At 33.9% G+C, this 19,822-nt stretch carries 13 protein-coding genes; 1 reads left to right on the forward strand and 12 read right to left on the reverse strand.

Features of this window, described 5'->3' with window-relative positions; genetic code table 11:
- Positions 1–5: 5 nt before the first annotated feature.
- The 9 genes from ccoG to V1T75_RS11185 all read right to left on the reverse strand — a co-directional run bounded on the left by ccoG (position 6) and on the right by V1T75_RS11185 (position 10,294).
- A complete protein-coding gene (ccoG, locus tag V1T75_RS11145) occupies positions 6–1,427 on the reverse strand; it encodes a cytochrome c oxidase accessory protein CcoG (RefSeq protein WP_330488618.1) in 1,422 nt (473 codons plus the stop codon).
- A gap of 36 nt (positions 1,428–1,463) precedes the next feature.
- Complete coding sequence (locus V1T75_RS11150) at positions 1,464–2,387, reverse strand: cbb3-type cytochrome c oxidase N-terminal domain-containing protein (RefSeq protein ID WP_330488619.1); 924 nt, start codon at positions 2,385–2,387, stop codon at positions 1,464–1,466.
- A gap of 15 nt (positions 2,388–2,402) precedes the next feature.
- Positions 2,403–2,570 carry a CcoQ/FixQ family Cbb3-type cytochrome c oxidase assembly chaperone gene (locus V1T75_RS11155; RefSeq protein WP_125066974.1) on the reverse strand — a complete coding sequence of 56 codons (168 nt, stop codon included), beginning with the start codon at positions 2,568–2,570 and terminating at the stop codon, positions 2,403–2,405.
- A gap of 5 nt (positions 2,571–2,575) precedes the next feature.
- Positions 2,576–4,777: a cytochrome-c oxidase, cbb3-type subunit I gene (ccoN, locus tag V1T75_RS11160; protein WP_330488620.1), complete on the reverse strand. Its 2,202-nt coding sequence runs from the start codon at positions 4,775–4,777 to the stop codon at positions 2,576–2,578.
- 33 nt (positions 4,778–4,810) lie between these two features.
- Positions 4,811–4,975, reverse strand: a complete 165-nt coding sequence (ccoS, locus tag V1T75_RS11165; RefSeq protein ID WP_073184498.1) for a cbb3-type cytochrome oxidase assembly protein CcoS — start codon at positions 4,973–4,975, stop codon at positions 4,811–4,813.
- Between the two features lie 123 nt (positions 4,976–5,098).
- Positions 5,099–6,463 (reverse strand): oxygen-independent coproporphyrinogen III oxidase, encoded by a 1,365-nt coding sequence (gene hemN, locus V1T75_RS11170; RefSeq protein WP_330488621.1) that lies wholly within the window; start codon positions 6,461–6,463, stop codon positions 5,099–5,101.
- A 49-nt stretch (positions 6,464–6,512) separates the two neighbouring features.
- Positions 6,513–7,211, reverse strand: coding sequence for a purine-nucleoside phosphorylase (gene deoD / locus V1T75_RS11175; protein WP_330488622.1), 699 nt, complete (start codon positions 7,209–7,211; stop codon positions 6,513–6,515).
- A 39-nt stretch (positions 7,212–7,250) separates the two neighbouring features.
- Positions 7,251–7,916 carry a deoxyribose-phosphate aldolase gene (gene deoC, locus V1T75_RS11180; RefSeq protein WP_330488623.1) on the reverse strand — a complete coding sequence of 222 codons (666 nt, stop codon included), beginning with the start codon at positions 7,914–7,916 and terminating at the stop codon, positions 7,251–7,253.
- Positions 7,917–7,921: 5 nt separating this feature from the next.
- Positions 7,922–10,294: a heavy metal translocating P-type ATPase gene (locus tag V1T75_RS11185; protein ID WP_330488624.1), complete on the reverse strand. Its 2,373-nt coding sequence runs from the start codon at positions 10,292–10,294 to the stop codon at positions 7,922–7,924.
- Between the two features lie 169 nt (positions 10,295–10,463).
- Here V1T75_RS11185 and V1T75_RS11190 point away from each other — a divergent pair, with 169 nt between their 5' ends.
- Positions 10,464–11,084: a Crp/Fnr family transcriptional regulator gene (locus V1T75_RS11190; protein WP_330488625.1), complete on the forward strand. Its 621-nt coding sequence runs from the start codon at positions 10,464–10,466 to the stop codon at positions 11,082–11,084.
- 55 nt (positions 11,085–11,139) lie between these two features.
- Here the strand turns inward: V1T75_RS11190 and V1T75_RS11195 are convergent, their stop codons facing one another.
- The 3 genes from V1T75_RS11195 to rpoB all read right to left on the reverse strand — a co-directional run bounded on the left by V1T75_RS11195 (position 11,140) and on the right by rpoB (position 19,723).
- Positions 11,140–11,451 carry a DUF3467 domain-containing protein gene (locus tag V1T75_RS11195; RefSeq protein ID WP_417799852.1) on the reverse strand — a complete coding sequence of 104 codons (312 nt, stop codon included), beginning with the start codon at positions 11,449–11,451 and terminating at the stop codon, positions 11,140–11,142.
- Between the two features lie 89 nt (positions 11,452–11,540).
- Positions 11,541–15,815 carry a DNA-directed RNA polymerase subunit beta' gene (gene rpoC / locus V1T75_RS11200; RefSeq protein WP_330488626.1) on the reverse strand — a complete coding sequence of 1,425 codons (4,275 nt, stop codon included), beginning with the start codon at positions 15,813–15,815 and terminating at the stop codon, positions 11,541–11,543.
- 98 nt (positions 15,816–15,913) lie between these two features.
- On the reverse strand, positions 15,914–19,723 hold the full coding sequence (gene rpoB / locus V1T75_RS11205) for a DNA-directed RNA polymerase subunit beta (protein ID WP_330488627.1): 3,810 nt from the start codon (positions 19,721–19,723) through the stop codon (positions 15,914–15,916).
- Between the last annotated feature and the right edge of the window lie 99 nt (positions 19,724–19,822).

The raw sequence follows: 19,822 nt of genomic DNA on the forward strand, positions 1-19,822 counted from the left end.
CCAATCTATCTATAACTTCTTGGTCCTAAAAAGTTGGTTGTAGTAGTTTCAATAAGTTTATCGCCACTATACACCCCAATTTTTAGTTTTTCTTTTTCGTCTTTCATTTCAGATTGATGTAACTCTATGAACAACGTTCCTTCTGCCAGTCCTTGTTTTGGTACTTCAAAGTTTTGATGTGTTACCGTTTCTATTTTTCCTTTATGAGACAATAATTTATAACTCACATTATCAATCTGTTTTGTTGTCTTATTTACCACTTTAAAAGTGTAAATATTACTAATAACCCCGTTTTCTTTATGTTGATATAACTGACCTGGTAATCGTAAAATTGTTGCTTCTACATCATTTCTTAAAAACAGCATTCCTACTAAAATTCCTATTAAAATAAACAATACTGCTGAGTACCCTTTCATTCTTGCAGTGAACTTAAAAGGGGCTTTCTTAACAATATTTTCTTCACTTGCATAACGGATTAAGCCTTTTGGTAAACCTACTTTTTCCATCATGTGATCACACTCATCAATACAAGCGGTGCAGTTTACACATTCTAACTGTGTGCCGTTTCGAATATCTATCCCTGTAGGGCATACATGTACACATTGAAAACAATCTATACAATCTCCTTTTCCAGACGCTACTCTATCTTCTTTTTTATTAAATTTTCCTCTTCCAGTCTTACCTTCTCCTCTTACATGATCGTAAGCAACATTGATTGTTTTATTATCTAACAATACCCCTTGTAATCTACCATAAGGACAAGCTATAATACACACCTGTTCTCTAAACCATGCAAAAATAAAATAGAACACCCCTGTAAAAATTAGCAATGATATTAAAGTGCTAATATGGTCTAATGGGTTACCTGTTATGTAACTTATTAATTTATCACTTCCTATTAAATATGCTAAGAAAACGTTTGCTATAATAAAAGAGATGATAAAAAAGGCTATCCATTTTAACACTCTTTTTCTAATTTTTTCAGCATTCCAAGCTTGTTTTGCTAATCGTATTTGTTTGCCTCTATCTCCTTCTATTAAATATTCTATTTTTCTAAAAACCATTTCTAAAAAAATGGTTTGTGGACAAATCCAACCACAGAAAATTCGACCAAATACAACAGTAAATAGGATGATAAATACTACTCCTATTATCATTGAAATCACCATTAAATGGAAATCTTGAGGCCAAAAAGGAAATCCGAAAATGTTAAACTTGCGCTCTAAAACATTAAATAGTAAGAACTGATTTCCGTTGATTTTAACAAACGGTGCTAGTAATAAAAACGCTAACAAAAAATAGCTTACATAACTTCGATACTTATAAAACTTTCCACTTGGTTTTTTTGGAAACACCCAAGCCCTTTTTCCTTCATCATTTATAGTACCAATACTATCTCTGAATTGTTCGTTTTTGGGTGTTTCCATAATCAACTATTAAAAACTAATTTGTAACTACTATTTTTATTGAATACTGTCTTTTACTTGTTCTTCAGATGGTTCCGAAACAGTTGCCGCTTGACCTTCTTCTTTGTATAACTCTCCTTGAGGCTCTTTTGGTTTTGCTGGAGTTGTTCCTTGTAAAGAGAGAATATAACTCGCTACCTTTTGAATATCTTGAGGCTTTAGTGTTTTATTCCAAGCAACCATACCTTTACCATCTCTACCTCCATTAGAAATAGTGTTGAAAATATTTTTAATCCCGCCACCTAATATCCAATATTCATCGGTTAAGTTAGGTCCAATACCTCCACCACCATCGGCAATGTGACATGCAGCACAGTTTAAATTATATACGGCTTTACCTCTACTTAAATCACCCGCATCAGTTAAAACTGTAACTGTTTCAGCATCGATAACTGCTTCTTTCGAGTTTGATTTAAATGCTGCTAATTCTCTTTTGGCTTCTGCTACTGCTTGGGCATATTCCATTTCTTGATTGTCTGCTCCCAATACATGGTATCTTACTAAATATACCGCTGCAAAAATGATTGTTGCATAGAACATATACAACCACCATGGTGGTAAGTTATTGTCTAACTCTTTAATTCCATCATAGTTATGATCTAGAATAATTTCATCCTCCTCTTCAATAGCCTTGGCTGCTGTCCATTTATTGATAATTTTCTTAGCCCAAGCCCAGTTATCAACTTCTTCAGGATGAATACCTTCTTTTTCCATTTGAAGTTGCTCTGCTTTTTGTTGTGCTACGATATTTAAAGCCTCTTTTAACACAACTGCTGTTACGAGTCCTACAATTGCTATCCATACCAATGGATGTTCATACAGGCTGAATGGGTTTTCGTATGATTTAATTGCAGTAGCAATAGCAAAAAAGGTAACTGCAACAAAAACGATATATACTATAGATTGAAAATATTTTTTCATCTTGCTTTAAATTTTCTAGTTATCTAATGGTAAATTACTTACCCTACTTATATACTCTTTCTTGGCTGTAAACACCCACCAAAACAACACTACAAAAAATGTAAAGAATATGGTTAGTGAAATAATTGGGTATATTTCAATACCAGCAATAGTTTCCATATGGTTTTTTACAAACTTTAACATGATTTCTAGTTTTTAGTGCTTAATTGGTCTTCCACATCTTTAATCTTAATATCGGTACCTAATCGTTGTAAATAAGCGATTAAGGCTACAATTTCTCTATCTTTCATTTCTATGAAAGTTTGTCCGTTTTCCTGAGCATACTTTTTATCTGCTTCATAATTCGTTTTGAAATCAGGATCTGCATATAAGTTCTCTTGAATTTTAGTTCCTTGTTCTTCCATGCTTGTTTGCGCATTGGCTATATCTTCTTCTGTATAAGGAACTCCTAAGCTAACCATTGCTTTCATTTTGCTTTCGGTATCACTCTTATCTAACTTATTTCTTACTAGCCATTGGTATGCTGGCATAATAGATCCTGGCGATGTACTTTGTGGATCATACATATGATTTAAGTGCCAGCTATCGTTATACTTTCCTCCAACTCTTAATAAATCTGGTCCTGTACGTTTAGAACCCCATAAGAATGGATGGTCGTATACAAACTCTCCTGCTTTTGCAAATTCTCCATAACGTTCTACTTCCGATCTGAATGGACGTACCATTTGTGAGTGACAACCTACACATCCTTCACGGATATAAATATCTCTACCTTCTAATTCTAGTGGAGTATAAGGTTGTACGCTTGTTATTGTAGGGATATTAGATTTCACTAATAACGTTGGGATAATTTGAACAACCCCTCCAATTAAAATTGCTACTGTAGCATAGATCGTTAATTTTACAGGTCTTCTTTCTAACCAAGTGTGCCATCCTTCTTTAGAAGTTCTGTATTTAGATACTTTTGTTAATGCTGCTGCTTCTGCTAATTCATCTGTTACTCCACTTCCTGATCTTACCGTTTTAACAATGTTGTATAACATTACAAATGCTCCAAGGATAAATAAACTTCCTCCAATAGCACGCATCCAATACATTGGAATAATTTCGTTTACTGTTTCTAAGAAGTTACCATAGGTTAAGGTTCCGTCTGGATTAAACTGTTTCCACATGGAAGCTTGCACAAATCCTGCAACATACATTGGTAGTGCATACATGATAATCCCTAAAGTTCCAATCCAGAAATGGAAATTTGCCAATGCTGTAGAGTATAGTTTTGTTTTAAACATTCTTGGCACTAACCAGTACAACATACCGAAAGTTAAGAATCCGTTCCAAGCTAAGGCACCTACGTGTACGTGAGCAATAATCCAATCACTAAAGTGTGCAATTGCATTTACATTCTTTAACGATAGCATTGGTCCTTCAAACGTTGCCATACCATATCCTGTGATTGCAACTACCATGAATTTTAATACTGGATCTACTCTTACTTTATCCCAAGCTCCACGAAGTGTTAATAATCCGTTGATCATACCTCCCCAAGATGGTGCTATTAACATTACAGAGAATGCTACTCCTAAATTTTGAGCCCAATCTGGTAATGAGGTATATAATAAGTGGTGAGGTCCTGCCCAGATATAGATAAAAATTAACGACCAGAAGTGTACAATAGATAACCTATATGAATATACCGGACGGTTAGCCGCTTTAGGAACAAAGTAATACATTAACCCTAAAAACGGAGTGGTTAAGAAAAAGGCTACTGCGTTGTGCCCGTACCACCATTGCACTAATGCATCTTGAACTCCTGCATACACTGAATAACTTTTCATGAAACTTACAGGCAATTCTAAACTGTTAAAAATGTGCAATACCGCTACGGTTACAAAAGTTCCTAAATAAAACCAAATTGCTACATATAAATGGCGTTGTCTTCTTTGTAAGATTGTCCAAATCATGTTAGCACCAAAAGCTACCCAAACTAGTGCTATGGCAATATCGATTGGCCATTCTAATTCAGCGTATTCTTTTGAAGTGGTATACCCTAACGGAAGTGTTATGGCTGCTGCAACAATTATTAACTGCCATCCCCAAAAGTTAAAGTTACTTAAAAAATCACTTGCCATACGGGCTTTCAGCAATCGTTGTAGTGAGTAGTAAACTCCTGCAAAAATGGCATTTCCTACGAATGCAAAAATTACTGCGTTCGTATGTAATGGTCTTAAACGCCCAAAACTTAACCACGAAATACCGTCTGTTAAATTTGGGAATAAAAACATAAAAGCCAATAACAATCCTACTGAAAAACCTACTATTCCCCATAGTAAGGTTGCGTAGATGAATTTTTTTACGATCTTATTATCGTAATAAAATTGTTGCATTTCCATAATCTATTTGAATTTAATATCTATTGTTAATTGTTAGTTCTTTGTTTCTTCTTTTACCAGTTCATCATCAAACAACATGCGAACCGATGGCGTGTACGAATCATCGTACTGCCCTTTTTTTACTGAAACAATAAATGCTATAAAGAAAATAATAGCCACCAAAATACTTAGTGATAGTAGTAAGTAAATAACGCTCATATCTTGCCTGATAATTATAGTTCAAAGATACTTGTGAAGGTTTTCTTAAAATATGACTTTTGTCATGTTTCATTTTTTTTTCATAAAATAACTCGAAGATTTTTTCTTCGAGTTATTCGCTGTTTAAATAGTCATTGAAAACAGTTTGGTTTCAGGTTGCTTTTCGTGTAACTTCTTATCGAATGCCATACAGATATTACGTACATAGGGTCTTGCTTTTTCTGGAACGGTTAACTTACTCCCTTCAATAGAAACCAAACCATCAGCCATCATTTCTTCTAATTTTTCTATAGGTGTTTCTATATTTTCTATGTGTAATGAGTCTTCTTCCCACGAAGTGGAAAAATGACACATGATATTTAAAATATGTTTTCTGATAATCAAATCTTCATCAGACAATATATGACCTCTAAACACAGGAATTTCTCCTTCGTTTACAACGCTTTCATACTCTTTTACCGTTTTTACATTTTGTGCAAACCCGTACCAAGAATCAGAGATTGACGACATTCCTAAACCAATCATTAATTGTGTTTTGTTGGCGGTATAGCCCATAAAATTACGGTGCAACGTTTTCTTTTCTGTGGCTTTATATAAGCTATCCGTTGGCAAAGCAAAATGATCCATTCCTATTTCTATGTACCCCATTTCTGCAAACAACTCCTTTCCTATTTCATACAACTCTCGTTTTTCTTCATTTTTAGGCAAGTCATCTTCATTAAATCCTCGTTGTCCAACTCCTTTTACCCACGGAACATGCGCATAACTATAAAACGAAATTCTATCAGGTTCTAGCTCTTTTGTCTTATTAATGGTATGTATTACATTTTCTTTTGTTTGAAATGGAAGTCCAAATACCAAATCGTGACTGATAGATGAGTACCCTATTTCTTTTGCCCAATTATGTACGTTTTGTACGTTCTCAAAAGGTTGTATTCTATGAATTGCTTCTTGCACTTTTGGATTGTAATCTTGCACTCCAAAACTTACTCGTGTAAACCCTAAATCGTACAAGGTTTGTAGGTGTTCTTTTGTGGTGTTGTTTGGATGCCCTTCAAAACTAAATTCATGATTGGGATGTTTTTCTGCATTGATAAAAATCCCATCAATTAATCTTTTTAATTGTTTTTCTGAAAAAAATGTTGGTGTCCCTCCTCCTAAATGAATTTCTTTTATTACAGGGGTTTCTTCTACCAAATCAACATATAACTGCCATTCTTTTAAAACTGTCTCTATATACGGATCTTCCATTTCATGACGCTTTGTTATGTGTTTATGACATGCACAAAACGTGCATAAACTCTCACAAAATGGTAAGTGAATATATAAGCTAATTCCTTCAGATGAATTACTTTCTATAAATGATTGTTTAAAAGTTTTAATCCATTTTTTTTTTGAAAAACTATCGTTATCCCAATACGGAACAGTTGGATAACTCGTATATCTTGGCCCTGGAATGTTATATTTTTGAATAAGTGAATTTTTCATATGTATTAAGTTAAAATTGTGAGACCTCTCGACTACGCTCGAGGTGACATTAAGCCAATTCTAAAGCGATTTCAATCATTTCTTTAAAGGTTTGTTCTCTTTCATCAGCGGTTGTTCTTTCTCCAGTAACTAAACTATCTGAAATGGTTAAAATTGACAGTGCATTTACTTTGTGTTTTGCTGCAACAGTATATAATCCATTTGTTTCCATCTCAACACAAAGTACTCCATAATCTGCCCACTTTTTATAGCTTTCAAATTCATCGGCATAAAACTCATCTGAGCTTAAAATGTTTCCTGCTTTTAATGCAATTCCTTTTTGCTTCGCTGCTTCAATAGCTTTTTGGAAGAGTTCAAAACTTGCTGTTGGCGCATAGTCAGCTCCGTTAAAACGTATGGTATTCAATCCTGAATTTGTTGATGCCGCCATAGCAATAACAATATCTCGAATTCTTACTTCTTTTTGATAAGAACCAGCTGAACCTACTCTTATTAAATTTTTAACTCCGTACTCTGTAATTAACTCATGAGCATAAATTAATGCAGACGGAATTCCCATTCCTGTTCCTTGTACAGAAATTTGTTTTCCTTTATAGGTTCCTGTGAATCCTAACATACCTCGAACATCGTTATAACAAACTGGATTTTCTAAAAATGTTTCTGCTATCCATTTTGCGCGCATAGGGTCTCCTGGTAATAAAACAGTTTCTGCTATTTCTCCTTTCTTTGCTTCTATATGTACGCTCATTCTTTGTTCTTTTAGATTTTGAATTATTAAAAACTTATTTTAATACTGATTCTGATCTGAAACACCACTCGTTACTAATAAAACACCTGACGAAGTTCCTAAACGAGTTACCCCCATTTCTATATACCTCTTAGCTGTTTCGATATCTCTAATACCGCCAGCTGCTTTTATCTGTGCTTTTCCATCTACAATACTATCCATTATCGCTACATCTTTGAAAGTAGCCCCTCCAGTACCAAAACCTGTAGATGTTTTTACAAAATCGGCCCCAGCTTCTACTGCAATTTGACTTGCGATTGTTATTTGCTCTTTAGATAAATAGCTGTTTTCAAAAATTACTTTTAATATATTTTCTCCTATTTCTTCTTTAATCAATCGAATTTCTTTTTCTACATAATTTTCTTCACCCTCTAACAACTTACCTATATTGATAACCATATCTATTTCAGAAGCTCCGTTTTTTATACATTCTTTGGCTTCAAAAATTTTAGTTTTGGTCGTCATTGCTCCTAAAGGAAAACCTACTACAGCTGCTATTTTTACATCCGAATCTTTTAACTCTTTGGCTGCCAATTCTACATAACATCCATTTACACAAACTGCATAAAAGTTATATTTTTTGGCCTCATTACACAGCTTTACTATATCTGCTTTAGTTGCTGTAGCTTTTAATAAAGTATGATCTATATATTTATTAATCTGCATCTTTTTTATTTTATTTTTCTACCTAACATATTGGTAGCTATTGTTGTAAATACTACTACACTAATTGAACTCAACGGCATTAAAATAGCTGCTATTACTGGCATCAACTGCCCCGTTACCGCAAAATAAAGTCCAACAACATTATACATTAAAGATAATAAAAAACAATACTTAATAATTTTTATCGCTTTTTGTGATGCTTTTACATAGTTTCCTATTTCACTAAATTTTGTAGCGTCTAAAATAGCATCGCAAGCAGGTGAAAACACATTGATATTTTCTGATAAGGCTATTCCTACGTTACTTTGAGCTAACGCTCCTGCATCATTTAGTCCGTCTCCAATCATTAATACACTTCTGTTTTTTTCTTGTAGCTCCTCTACATAATGTAGCTTATCTTGCGGTTTTTGATTAAATAAAAACGTTGTTTCTTCAGGCAATAACTCTTCTAAAAACTTTTTTTCTCCTTCATTATCTCCAGAAACTACAGATAGTTCATATTTTTTATTTAAACTTGAGAACAAGTTTTCAACTCCTTTTCTGTAAGCATTCTTAAACACAAACTTTCCTTTATATTCATTGTTTACACTAATATGAACCGAAGTATCTAAGTTTACTTGTTCTTCTGCATTTTTTACAAAAGAAGACGAACCTATTTTTAATTTTGTTTGCTGATAGCTTGTTTCTATTCCTTTTCCTATATATTCTTGGTAATCATCAACGGGTAACATTGCTTCTTCTAAAGAAGCGTACAACATTCTACTTAGGGGATGATTTGAGGCTCTTAATGAGCTTTTTAATATCGCTTTTTGGGTTTTATTTAAATCTTCACCTTCATATTTTATCGTATTCTCTTTATTGGTGGTAAGCGTACCTGTTTTATCAAAAATAACTGAGTTTATAGCTGCTAATTGTTCTACTACTGTAGCATTCTTTAAATAGAATTTCTTTCTTCCAAAGATTCGTAAGATATTCCCTAAGGTAAACGGTGCTGCTAAGGCTATGGCACAAGGACATGCAATAATTAGTACTGACGTAAATACGTTTAATGCTACACTTGAATCATAGGATAACCAAAACGCTGTAGACAAAAACGCTATCGACAATACAATAATGGTGAAGTTTTTACTGATTTTATCGGTTAATGTTTTAAACGATGAATTTTTATCTTTTTGAAATACATCATTACTCCACAACTGTGTTAAGTAACTTTGTGAAACCGAAGCTAACACTTCCATTTCTATACTTCCTGACAGTTGCCTTCCTCCGGCAAATAATTTATCTCCTGACTTTTTATTCACAGGAACAGCCTCGCCTGTAACAAAACTGTAATCTATTTTCGCTTCTCCATTAATTAAAATTCCATCAACAGGGATTAATTCTTGGTTTCTAATTAGCAATCTATCGCCTTTTTTAACATCATAGATTTGTGTGTTTTCTTCTTTTTTATCCGCTGTTATTTTTGTGACTGCAATTGGAAAGTACGATTTATAATCACGTTCAAATGATAAAAAGTTATAGGTCTTTTGTTGAAAAAACTTTCCTAATAGTAAGAAGAACACTAACCCTGTTAAACTATCAAAAAAGCCTGTTCCTAAATCCAACACAATTTCAGCTGTACTACGTACAAATAGCACTAAAATTCCTAGAGCAATAGGAACATCAATGTTTAAAATTTTAGAGCGAATTCCTTTGTATGCTGAAATAAAATAATCAACTCCAGCATAAAACACTACAGGTAACGAAAATATAAACATTAACCAACGGAAGATTCCTTTGTATTGCTCTAACCAGTATTCTGATACTTCAAAATACTCTGGGAATGATAAAAACATAACATTTCCAAAAGCAAAACCTGCTATTCCTAGCTTATAAATTAAGCTACGATCTACCTTCTTTTTTCCTAGTTCGTAATCTTCAAGACTTATATAAGGTTCATAACCAATAGAACTTAATAGTAATACTATTTCTTTAAGGGATGTTTTTTCGGAATTATATGTAATCCGTACTGTTTTCTTAGGAAAATTAACTTGAGATGAAGATACAAACTCTTGTAGTTTATGTAAGTTTTCTAATACCCAGATACAGGAACTACAATGTATATGTGGAATGTATAAATTTACCACTTGTGCATTGCCATCGTTAAACTCTAATAGTTTATCTACGATAGATTCATTATCCAAGAAATCATATTTTCCTTGTATCTCTTCAGGTATTGCTCCTGGGTTGTTTTGAAAATCGTAATAACAAGTTAAATCGTTTTCTGAAAAAATTTCATAAACCGTTTTACAGCCGTTACAACAAAAGAATTTATCTTCTATTGTAATTGTTTTTGTGTCGCACTCGTTACCACAATGAAAACATGTTGTGCTTTCCATATTTACTCTTTTGCCTAGTACAAATGTCTGATAACATCTCTAATTAAAACATGATAATTGTCAGGTTTTCCGTATATTTGATTAGTAAAAAAAGGGCATATCTATGAGTAAGTGTGAGCAATGTATCATCAGGGAATTTAATTCCTTGAAGGCTTTAACAAAAGATGAATTGATAAGAATAACAGGGTGTAAAACGTCTAAAAAAATAAAAAAAGGAGAAATTCTCTTTGATGAAGGCGAATACATAAATGGTGTTTTTTGTGTTAAAGACGGTGTTTGTAAAGTGTCTAAAATGAGTGATAATGGTAGAGACCAAATTATTCATTTAATCAAAAAAGGAGATATTTTAGGAGAGCGAAGTTTGATTAATAATGAAGCTTCCAATTTAAAAGCTATTGCCGTGAATGATATGGAAGTATGTTTTATTCCTAAAGAAGAAATTATTAGAGATTTAGAAAACAACTCTAACTTTTCTATGGGCATTTTAAAGAAAATGGCCAATTCTTTAAAGAAAGCAGATGATGTTATAGTAGATATGGCTCAAAAAACCGTAAAACAACGTTTAGCTGCTACTCTTTTACTTTTAGATGCTAAATTTGACAAAAACGAAAATGGCTCTATAAATATCAATTTATCTCGAGAAGACATGGCTAATATTATAGGAACAGCTACGGAAAGTGCTATTCGTTTACTCTCTGAATTTAAAAAGAAAAAACTAATTGATTTAAAAGGAAAAGAAATCTTTATAACCGATATAAAAGCTTTAAAAGAGCTTTCAGAAGGTTTTTAAAACCTAAAAATATTATTAAAACAAAAAAATCGTCTGAATAGACGATTTTTTTGTTTTAAGCTTCCCCAGTGGTTCCTCCAAAATTCATTGGAATTGGTGGTTGCTCATAATCTTTTATTTCTCCATGTGCTTGTTCAAACTTACGAATATTATCTGCTAACGCTTTTGACAAACGTTTAGCGTGTTGGGGAGTTAAAATAATTCTTGATTTTACTTTTGCTTTAGGAACCCCTGGCATGATATTAATAAAATCTACTATAAACTCAGATACTGAATGATTTATAATAGCTAAATTACTATACGTTCCTTCTGCTATTTCTTGATCTAACTCTATATTTAATTGCGGCTCTTTCTTAGTATCTTCCATAATTAAGTTTTAATATTAGGTATTTAAAAAACAAGGGTTTAGAGTTCTAAGAACTCTAAACCCTTGATATTATTTATAAACTTACGTTTTTATAAGCTTTGTTCAATCTCATCCTTAGGTCCAACTACTATGTCTTCGTAAGCTCTCATTCCGGTACCTGCTGGTATACGCTTACCAACAATTACGTTTTCTTTTAATCCTTCTAAGGTATCAACTTTACCGTTTACAGCGGCTTCATTTAATACTTTAGTTGTTTCCTGGAATGATGCAGCTGAGATAAATGACTTCGTTTGTAACGATGCTCTTGTAATACCTTGCAATACCTGTTCAGCTGTTGCTGGTTGTGCATCACGTGCTACTACTAAGTTTTTATCTTCTCTACGTAATAAAGAGTTTTCATCTCTTAATTGACGAGCTGTAACTATTTGTCCTGGTTTTAAGTTTGCAGAATCTCCTGAGTCTTCAACAACCTTCATTCCGTAAATAGCGTCATTTTCTTTGATGAAATCCGTTTTGTGAACTAATTGATTCTCTAAGAATAAAGTATCTCCTGAATCAATAATTCTAACTTTACGCATCATTTGACGTACTACAACTTCGAAATGCTTATCGTTAATTTTCACCCCTTGTAAACGATATACTTCTTGAATTTCGTTTACTAAGTATTCTTGAACAGCTGAAGGTCCTTTAATATTTAAGATATCAATAGGAGTTATAGCGCCATCAGATAATGGCATTCCTGCTTTGATAAAGTCGTTTTCTTGAACTAATATTTGATTAGATAACTTAATTAAGTATTTCTTAATCTCTCCCGTTTTAGATTCGATAATAATTTCACGGTTACCACGCTTAATTTTACCAAACGATACAACTCCATCAATTTGTGCTACGACAGCTGGGTTAGAAGGGTTACGCGCTTCGAATAACTCTGTTACACGTGGTAAACCTCCTGTAATATCTCCTGCTTTACCAGACTTACGAGGAATCTTAACTAAAGTTTTACCAGTTTCTACTTTATCTCCATCACTTACCATTAAGTGTGCTCCTACTGGTAAACTATACGAACGTAATGCATTACCATCAGCGTCTTCGATAATTAAAGAAGGAATAATCTTCTTATTCTTAGAATCTGTAATTACTTTTTCTTGGAAACCTGTTTGTTCATCTATTTCTACAGAGTAGTTAATTCCTTGCTCTAAGTTGTCAAACTTAACTTTTCCACCAAACTCAGAAACAATAACTCCGTTAAATGGATCCCATTGACATACTGCATCTCCTTTCTTAATTGTCTTTCTATCTTTATCAAAGATGATAGAACCATAAGGAATAATGTTAGTACTTAATACGATGCCTGTTTTCTTATCAGTAATCTTAATTTCTGCAGTACGAGAAATTACAATATCAACTTCTTCTCCTGCTGAATCTTTCCCTTTTACAGTACGTAAATCATCAATTGTTACAGAACCGTCGAATTTAGCAATTAACTTATTGTCTTCAGAAATGTTTCCTGCTACCCCTCCAACGTGGAATGTACGTAATGTTAACTGTGTACCTGGTTCTCCAATAGACTGTGCCGCAATTACGCCGACAGCTTCACCTCGTTGAACTTTTTGACCAGTTGATAAACTTTGTCCGTAACATTTCTCACAAATTCCTCTTTCAGATTCACATGTTAATGCCGAACGAACTTCTACTTTATCTACTCCTGAAGCTTCAATTTTATCAGCTAAAACTGGAGTTATTAACTCTCCTGCTTCAACTAATAACTCATCGGTAGTTGGAGCATAAACATCATATAATGCGGTACGTCCTGAAATTCTTTCACTTAAAGGTTCAACGATTTCATCGTTTTTCTTTAAGGCAGAAACTTCCAATCCTCTTAATGTACCACAATCTTCTTCGTTAACGATAACGTCCTGAGATACATCTACTAAACGACGTGTTAAGTATCCTGCATCGGCTGTTTTTAATGCGGTATCGGCAAGACCTTTACGTGCACCGTGCGTTGAGATAAAGTATTCTAAAATTGATAACCCTTCTTTAAAGTTCGATAAAATTGGGTTTTCAATAATTTCTCCACCTCCTGCAGTCGATTTTTTAGGTTTCGCCATTAATCCACGCATACCAGTTAACTGACGAATCTGCTCTTTCGATCCACGCGCTCCAGAATCTAACATCATAAATACCGAGTTAAATCCTTGTTGATCTTCGCGTAAACGCTTCATTGATAATTCAGTTAATCGGTTGTTGGTAGATCCCCAAACATCAATTACCTGATTGTAACGCTCTTTTTGCGTTAACATACCCATGTTATAGTTCATTACAATTCCATCCACTTCTTCGTTCGCTTCAGCAATCATGGTATGTTTTTCTTCCGGGATAATGATATCTCCTAATGAGAACGATAAACCACCTTGGAAGGCAAACGTATATCCCATTCCTTTGATATCATCTAAGAATTTACCTATTGATGGAATATCTGTTACTTTTAAGATATTACCAATAATTCCACGTAATGATTTTTTTGTTAATACCTCATTAATATACCCTGCTTGTTCAGGTACTACTTCGTTAAATAATACTCTACCAACTGTAGTTTCTATTAATTGAGTTACTAACTCACCATTCTCGTTAAAATCTTTAGTTCTTACTTTTATTCCAGCATTTAAGTCTACTTGCTCTTCATTATAAGCAATCGTTACTTCTTCTGGAGAATAGAAAGTTAATCCTTCACCTTTAATAGGCACTTCTGGAGTTGACTTTCTTTCTTTTGTCATATAGTATAACCCTAAAACCATATCCTGAGATGGTACCGTAATTGGTGCTCCATTTGCAGGGTTTAAAACGTTATGAGAAGCTAACATTAATAACTGTGCTTCTAAAATTGCTTCTGGTCCTAATGGTAAGTGAACCGCCATTTGATCCCCATCAAAATCGGCGTTAAATGCCGTACATACTAATGGGTGTAAACGAATTGCCTTTCCTTCAATTAATTTTGGTTGGAAAGCTTGAATACCTAAACGGTGTAAGGTAGGGGCACGGTTTAATAAAACAGGGTGTCCTTTAATTACATTTTCTAAGATATCCCAAACAACTGGTTCTTTTCTATCAATTATTTTCTTTGCAGATTTTACTGTTTTTACAATTCCTCTTTCGATTAACTTACGAATAACGAAAGGTTTGTATAATTCAGCTGCCATATCTTTTGGCAATCCACATTCGTATAATTTTAATTCAGGTCCAACAACAATTACCGAACGTGCAGAGTAATCAACACGCTTACCTAATAAGTTTTGACGGAAACGTCCTTGTTTACCTTTTAAACTATCAGATAATGATTTTAATGGTCTGTTAGACTCCGTTTTTACAGCTGATGATTTACGTGTGTTGTCAAATAATGAATCTACTGATTCTTGTAACATACGTTTTTCATTACGTAAAATTACTTCTGGTGCTTTAATTTCCATTAATCGTTTTAAACGATTGTTACGGATAATTACACGACGGTATAAATCATTTAAGTCAGAAGTAGCAAAACGACCTCCATCTAATGGTACTAATGGACGTAATTCTGGTGGAATAACCGGAATTACCTTCATAATCATCCATTCAGGATTGTTTTCTCTGTTTTTTTGAGAATCTCTAAATGCTTCAACAACATTTAAACGTTTTAATGCTTCGTTTTTACGTTGCTTAGAAGTTTCAGTATTTGCTTTATGACGTAATTGATATGACAACTCGTCTAAATCGATTCTTTCTAATAAATCAATTAAACACTCTGCCCCCATTTTAGCGATAAACTTATTAGGGTCAGTATCTTCTAAGTACATATTTTCTTGTGGAAGCTCATCTACGATATCTAAATATTCTTCCTCAGTTAAGAAGTCCATTTTTTGCAATGGTTCTCCTTCGGCATTCTTAGCAATACCTGGTTGAATTACTACGTAACGTTCGTAGTAAATAATCATATCTAACTTCTTAGATGGTAACCCTAAAAGGTATCCCATTTTGTTAGGTAATGATCTAAAGTACCAAATATGTGCAACTGGTACTACTAAGTTAATATGACCTACTCTATCTCTACGTACTTTTTTCTCAGTAACTTCAACACCACATCGGTCACAAACGATACCTTTATATCGAATTCTTTTATATTTACCACACGCACACTCATAGTCTTTTACAGGACCAAAGATACGCTCACAAAACAATCCATCTCTTTCTGGTTTGTGTGTACGGTAGTTTATAGTTTCTGGTTTTAACACCTCTCCTTTAGAAGCCTCTAAAATAGACTCAGGTGATGCTAAACCTATTGAAATTTTGTTAAACTTCTTAACAGTGTATTTTTCGTTTTTTCTTGCCATGATAATGGATTCGAATTAAAAATAAATGTCTTATAATAAGACTGATATTGAAAAAATGATTTGCCTCAGAGCTTACACTCTGAGACATTTCACTGTGATTATTCTTCTAATTTAACGTCTAATCCTAAACCTTTAAGTTCGTGCATTAATACATTAAATGATTCTGGTAAACCTGGTTCTGGCATTGCTTCTCCTTTAACGATAGACTCGTAAGTTTTCGCTCTACCTAGTACATCATCAGACTTAACAGTTAAGATTTCTCGTAAGATACTTGAGGCACCGTATGCTTCAAGTGCCCATACCTCCATCTCACCAAAACGCTGACCTCCAAATTGAGCTTTACCTCCTAATGGTTGCTGAGTAATTAATGAGTAAGGTCCGATAGAACGTGCGTGCATCTTATCTTCAATCATGTGACCTAACTTAATCATATAAATTACTCCTACCGTTGCAGGCTGATCGAAACGTTTACCAGTACCTCCATCATATAAATATGTATGTCCGTAACGTGGAATTCCTGCTTCATCAGTTAAAGCATTGATTTGATCTATTTTTGCTCCGTCAAAAATAGGTGTCGCATATTTTTGCCCTAATTTTTGACCTGCCCATCCAAGAACCGTTTCATAAATCTGACCAATGTTCATACGCGATGGTACCCCTAACGGGTTTAATACGATATCTACTGGTGTTCCGTCTTCTAAGAAAGGCATATCTTCTTGACGCACAATACGGGCAACAATACCCTTGTTTCCGTGACGTCCTGCCATCTTATCCCCTACTTTTAATTTACGTTTCTTAGCAACATAAATTTTAGCAAGCTTTAAGATCCCTGCTGGTAATTCATCTCCTACAGAAATTGTGAATTTCTCACGACGTAAAACTCCTTGTAAATCGTTTACTTTAATCTTGTAGTTGTGAACTAATTCTACAACTAATTGATTTAAGTCTTTATCAGTAGTCCAAGTTCCACTTAAATGTGTAAAATCTTCTACAGAGTTTAACATTTTTTGTGTGAACTTTTTACCTTTTGGCAATACTTCTTCTCCTAAGTCGTTATACACTCCTTGAGAAGTTTTTCCTGATACTAAGTTGAATAATTTTTCAACTAAAACATCTTTTAACTCCTCGAACTTAGACACATAAGATGCCTCTAAAGAGGCAATTGCTTCTTTATCACGGGCACGCTTATTCTTATCTTTTACTGCGCGTTTGAATAATTTTTTATTAATTACAACTCCTCTTAATGATGGAGACGCTTTTAAGGATGCATCTTTTACATCTCCTGCTTTATCACCAAAGATAGCGCGTAATAACTTTTCTTCTGGAGTTGGATCAGATTCTCCTTTTGGTGTAATTTTACCAATTAAAATATCACCAGGATTTACTTCTGCTCCAATGCGAATCATTCCATTTTCATCTAAGTCTTTTGTAGCCTCTTCAGAAACGTTAGGAATATCGTTAGTTAATTCTTCAGCTCCTAATTTTGTATCACGAACATCTAATGAATATTCATCAATATGAATAGAAGTAAAGATATCTTCACGAACTACTTTTTCAGAAATCACAATCGCATCCTCAAAGTTATACCCTTTCCAAGGCATAAAGGCTACTTTCATGTTTCTACCTAAAGCTAATTCTCCTTTTTGTGTTGCATATCCTTCACAAAGTACTTGTCCTTCTTCAACTCTATCACCTACTTTTACAATTGGTTTTAGGTTAATGTTTGTACCTTGGTTGGTTTTTCTAAACTTAATTAAGTCGTAAGATTTCTCATCAGAATCGAAGCTTACCATACGCTCTTCTTCTGTTCTATCATACTTAATTGTAATTTTGTTGGCATCTACATACTCAACAACACCAGCTCCTTCTGCGTTGATTAAGATACGAGAATCTTTTGCTACTCTACGTTCTAAACCTGTACCTACAATTGGAGATTCAGGACGTAATAATGGAACTGCTTGACGCATCATGTTTGATCCCATCAATGCACGGTTTGCATCATCGTGTTCTAAGAAAGGAATTAACGATGCTGAAATCGAAGCAATTTGATTTGGAGCAACGTCCATGTAGTTAATTGCTTCAGGGCTTTCAACAGGGAAATCACCTTCTTCACGTGCAATTACTCTATCGCTTTCTATCTTACCGTCTGCTGCTATTGGTAAATTAGATTGAGCAATCTTCATTCCTTCCTCTTCTTCTGCACTTAAATATATAGGTTCTTCTCCTAATACGTTCCCTTCTGCTACTTTCTTATATGGTGTTTCAATGAACCCCATATTGTTTACCTTAGCATAAACGGCTAAAGAAGAAATAAGTCCAATGTTTGGTCCTTCAGGTGTTTCGATTGGACATAGACGACCATAGTGAGTATAGTGAACGTCACGTACCTCGAAACCTGCTCTTTCACGTGATAAACCTCCAGGTCCTAAAGCCGATAAACGACGCTTATGAGTAATCTCTGCTAATGGATTGGTTTGATCCATAAATTGAGATAGCTGGTTGGTACCAAAGAAAGAGTTAATTACTGATGATAAAGTTTTTGCGTTAATTAAGTCGATTGGAGTAAATACTTCGTTGTCACGAACATTCATTCTTTCGCGAATTGTACGTGCCATACGAGCCAAACCTACACCGAACTGACCTGCTAATTGTTCTCCAACAGTTCTAACACGACGGTTAGATAAGTGATCGATATCATCTACTTCAGCTTTAGAATTGATTAACTCAATTAAATACTTGATAATGGTAATGATATCGTTCTTAGTTAATACCTTTTGATCTAAATCTTCATCTAAACCAAGTTTTGTATTCATTCTAAAACGTCCTACTTCCCCTAGACTATAACGCTGCTCTGAGAAAAATAATTTTTCAATAATTCCTCTTGCAGTTTCCTCATCTGGTGGTTCCGCATTACGCAATTGTCTATATACGTGCTCTACAGCCTCTTTTTCAGAGTTAGTAGGGTCTTTTTGTAATGTATTGTGAATGATGGCATAATCTGCTTGCTGATTGTCTTCTTTGTGTAGTAAGACAGTTTTTGCACCTGCTTCAATTATTTCATCAATGTGTTCTTTTTCTATAATAGTATCACGGTCGAAAATAATTTCGTTACGTTCAATAGATACAACTTCTCCTGTATCTTCATCTACGAAATCTTCATGCCAAGTTTTTAATACTCTTGCTGCTAATTTACGCCCTAATACCTTCTTTAATCCTGCTTTAGAAACTTTTACTTCTTCAGCTAAATCAAAGATTTCTAAAATATCTTTATCTCTTTCAAAACCTATGGCTCTGAATAACGTTGTTACTGGTAATTTTTTCTTTCTATCAATATAAGCATACATTACTTGATTGATATCGGTAGCAAATTCAATCCAAGAACCTTTAAATGGAATTACTCTTGCAGAGTATAATTTGGTTCCGTTAGCGTGGAAAGATTGCCCAAAGAATACACCTGGTGAACGGTGTAATTGTGACACTACAACTCTTTCTGCACCATTAATAATAAAGGTACCTGAGTTTGTCATATAAGGAATTGTACCCAAATACACGTCTTGAACAATTGTTTCAAAATCTTCGTGTTCTGGATCGGTACAATATAATTTTAAACGTGCTTTTAGAGGTACACTGTGGGTTAATCCACGCTCTATACATTCTTGGATGCTGTATCTTGGTGGATCTACAAAGTAGTCTAAAAATTCTAATACAAATTGATTACGTGTATCTGTAATCGGGAAGTTATCCATGAAAGTTTTATACAAACCTTCTTCTCCTCGCTCTTCAGCTTTAGTTTGCAATTGGAAGAAATCTTGGAAAGATTTTACCTGAATATCTAAAAAATCTGGATAATCAGCTCCTAACTGCGATGACGCGAAGTTAATTCTTTCAGTAGTATTTATCGTTGCCAAAAGAGATGCTATTTTTAATTAAAAATATTATTTTTGAAACTTAACTGTTTCAATACTGCAATTTTAATTGCTGTTACTGATTAAAAATCAGCACTTTAT

This window comes from Tenacibaculum sp. FZY0031 (assembly GCF_036350695.1).
Lineage (GTDB): Bacteria > Bacteroidota > Bacteroidia > Flavobacteriales > Flavobacteriaceae > Polaribacter.